The sequence below is a fragment of the Moorena sp. SIO3I6 genome, from assembly GCF_010672095.1.
Genome location: NZ_JAAHHU010000502.1, coordinates 1 through 3,069, shown reverse-complemented (window position 1 = coordinate 3,069; position 3,069 = coordinate 1). Strand labels below are relative to the sequence as shown.

General features: G+C 42.1%; 1 protein-coding gene. It reads left to right on the top strand.

From position 1 onward, the window contains the following. The first annotated feature begins 822 nt into the window (after positions 1–822). On the top strand, positions 823–2,667 hold the full coding sequence (gene ltrA / locus F6K49_RS38625) for a group II intron reverse transcriptase/maturase (protein WP_293105734.1): 1,845 nt from the start codon (positions 823–825) through the stop codon (positions 2,665–2,667). The last annotated feature ends 402 nt before the right edge of the window (positions 2,668–3,069 follow it).

Below are 3,069 nucleotides of genomic sequence, written 5' to 3'. Positions count from 1 at the left end.
CTATAGGCTCGCCGTGATCAAAAATAATAATAAATTCAGCATCCGGCATCAACCGTTTCAAAGCCTTTAAATGGCCCTCGGCATCTGAACGCTTGCGGAAACGAGCAACAACGACCCGTTGCATCTTTGATAACAGCCTAATAATTACCCATGGATGTAGGCGTTGATGGTAAGTCATAATCTATGTATCTGGGCGACCGAAGAAGGCGCTCAAGGAAGTGGAGGTTCCGTAACCTTCCTATAAGCTAGGGTTCAAGCTTCGTTCCTACCCGAAGGGGTACTACGAGATGGATATTCCGGCATTAGCTAGAATAATCCCGAATCGTTTTATCTCACAGCTAGAGGGTAATGCGTAACCAGTAACTTATACCGCAAGCCAATGGGTCGTTAAGGAAAGAACCAATAGGTTGACGAAAGGAATCGTTGATTGAAGCGTCGTAATAATTGATACTCCTACTAAAGCGGTAATGGGAGTAATAGCTCCAAGAGTTAATCCAGTAGATATTGGATAACTGAGAACTCCACGGACTCGGCGTAGAGACGACAGCCTATAGTTCGAATCTTCCTTGTGTGTAACCGGGTAAGCCGAGATTGAGTCCCTAGCTTAGGTCGATAGATAGGGTAGCCCAATCGTAAGAAAGGGTATAACTCTCAATCCGGTAAAAGTCTGAACCAAGCTAAAGCCAACACAGTGAAAACTAACGGGAAAGCGCTAAAGCGTATAACCGGTTGGATAGAGGAAATCCCTCAACTCGTGCAGAGTGCTGAATTTCAGAACTGATTCCGAGGGAGGAATATAATACATTTTCATCCTTAATTGTAATGGAAAAGATAGAACCGAACCCAAAGAACGGTATCGTAACTGAACAAACTACCCACTGGCACTCCATTAATTGGAAGAAAGCCTACAGGGAAGTCAGGAAATTGAGACGTAGAATATTCCGCGCGACTCGTGAAGGCGATTGGAAAAAAGTGAACAAGCTGCAACGCCTGATGCTACGCAGCTACTCAAACATACTCATAGCCGTGAGACAAGCCTCCCAAATTAACAAAGGGAAAAACACCCCTGGCATTGACAAAATAGCAAAATTAAATCCAGAAGCCAGGGGAGAGTTGGTCGATGCTCTAAAAGATTACAAGGCTTGGAAACCAATCCCGGCAAAACGAGTATATATTCCCAAACCTAATGGTAAGAAACGCCCCCTGGGAATACCTTGCATGATTGATAGATGTATTCAAGGTATCGTCAAGAATGCATTAGAGCCTCAATGGGAAGCCACCTTTGAACCATCCTCATATGGCTTCAGGCCAGGCAGAAGCACCCATGACGCAAGACAAAGGATATTCAACAACATTAAGGGCGAAAACAATAGAAAGTGGTGGGTATTAGACGCCGACATCTCCGGATGTTTCGATAATATTGCACATAAACCACTTTTAGACACATTAGGGAAATTTCCAGCCAAAACTTTAATAGCCCAATGGCTTAAAGCAGGATACATTGACAACAATGTATTTTTTGAATCAGATTCAGGGACTCCACAAGGGGGAATAATCAGCCCTTTACTGGCAAATATCGCTCTACACGGCATGGAAAAGGAGTTGGGAATTAAATATATATGGCGAAAAGATACTAGAAAAAAATCCGGAGGATATTGGGACAACATATCGAAAAGAGCATTCATCCGCTTTGCCGATGACTTCGTCATCTTAACTGAAAGCGAAGAAGATGCAGCGAACGCTAAGATAATCATTCAAAAATGGTTAATCAAAAAAGGCTTGAAACTCTCAGACGAAAAAACCCAAATACAACATCTAACACAAGGATTTGACTTCCTCGGATGGAATTTTAGGAAATATAAAACAACCGCCAGAAAAACCGGATTGGTAACCCTCATAAAACCTTCCAAAAAAAATATCAAAAAGTTCAAAGAGAACTTGAAAAAGGAATTTAAAAGATTCAAAAGCTTATCACAAGAACTGATAATTAATAAACTTAATCCTCAAATAAAAGGATGGGGAAATTATCATGATGGAGTGGTAGCCCAAAAAACATTTAATTCCTTGGATTCATACATATTCTGGAAATTAAAAAGATGGGGGAAACGGAAACATCCCAAAAAAAGCTGGAACTGGATATCCAAAAAATACTTTGGAAAGCTATGTCCCGGCAGGGATGACATATGGGTATTCGGAGACAAATCCTTAAAAGAAGTATATCTTCAAAAACTCGCCTGGATTCCTATAAAACGCCATACTCTCCTGCAACATACAAACAGCCCAGATGACCCTGACTTAAAAGAATACTGGGAAGAGCGCAAAGCTAAACAAAGAGAAAAAACGGCAAAAGGAAGACTTTCTGCGGGGAAGGATAAAATAGCAAACAGACAGAACTATATATGTCCTGTTTGCAATCAATCCTTAGGTATAAGTGATGATTTACACATACATCACATCATACCAAAACACTTAGGTGGGAACGACCGGTATGATAATCTAATATATTTACATGCCGATTGCCACCACTCCATACACGCCTTGGGTGCCTCCAATCCCGACATACAGGAAATGCTGAAAGCCGGGATAAAAAAACCCTCAAAGAAACGGAACAAAAACCAAAAGGTACAAAACCGTAAACCTAAGAAAAGAGGAGGTAATGATAAATGAGTTCTAAAGGAATTGGTCGCGCCGTGTACTTGGAGACTTGTTCGCACGGTGCCAAGGGGACGAAACAGGAGTAATCCTGTCGATTTACCCAATCCTTAGATGGGGACCAAGAGCCAGCCGGAGACCCGAGAAAATCTGTGGGCTGGCTCTTCCCGTGGACGTTTAACGACCACATTTTTATAATAACACAAAATAATCTTCTATTATAACATATTTTGAAAACTTTTGTAACAAATTTGTTTGGGAGTCGGGAGTCGGGTATCCCCCGATATCCCCATCTCCCCACAGCCGTTGACCTAGTAATGCAAGTCCGCCCCTAACGCACCCTACGCACTGTTTTTGCCCACCCTACTCCCTACTCCCTACTCCCTACTCCCTATTCCCTAATCCCTTTGCTAAAAA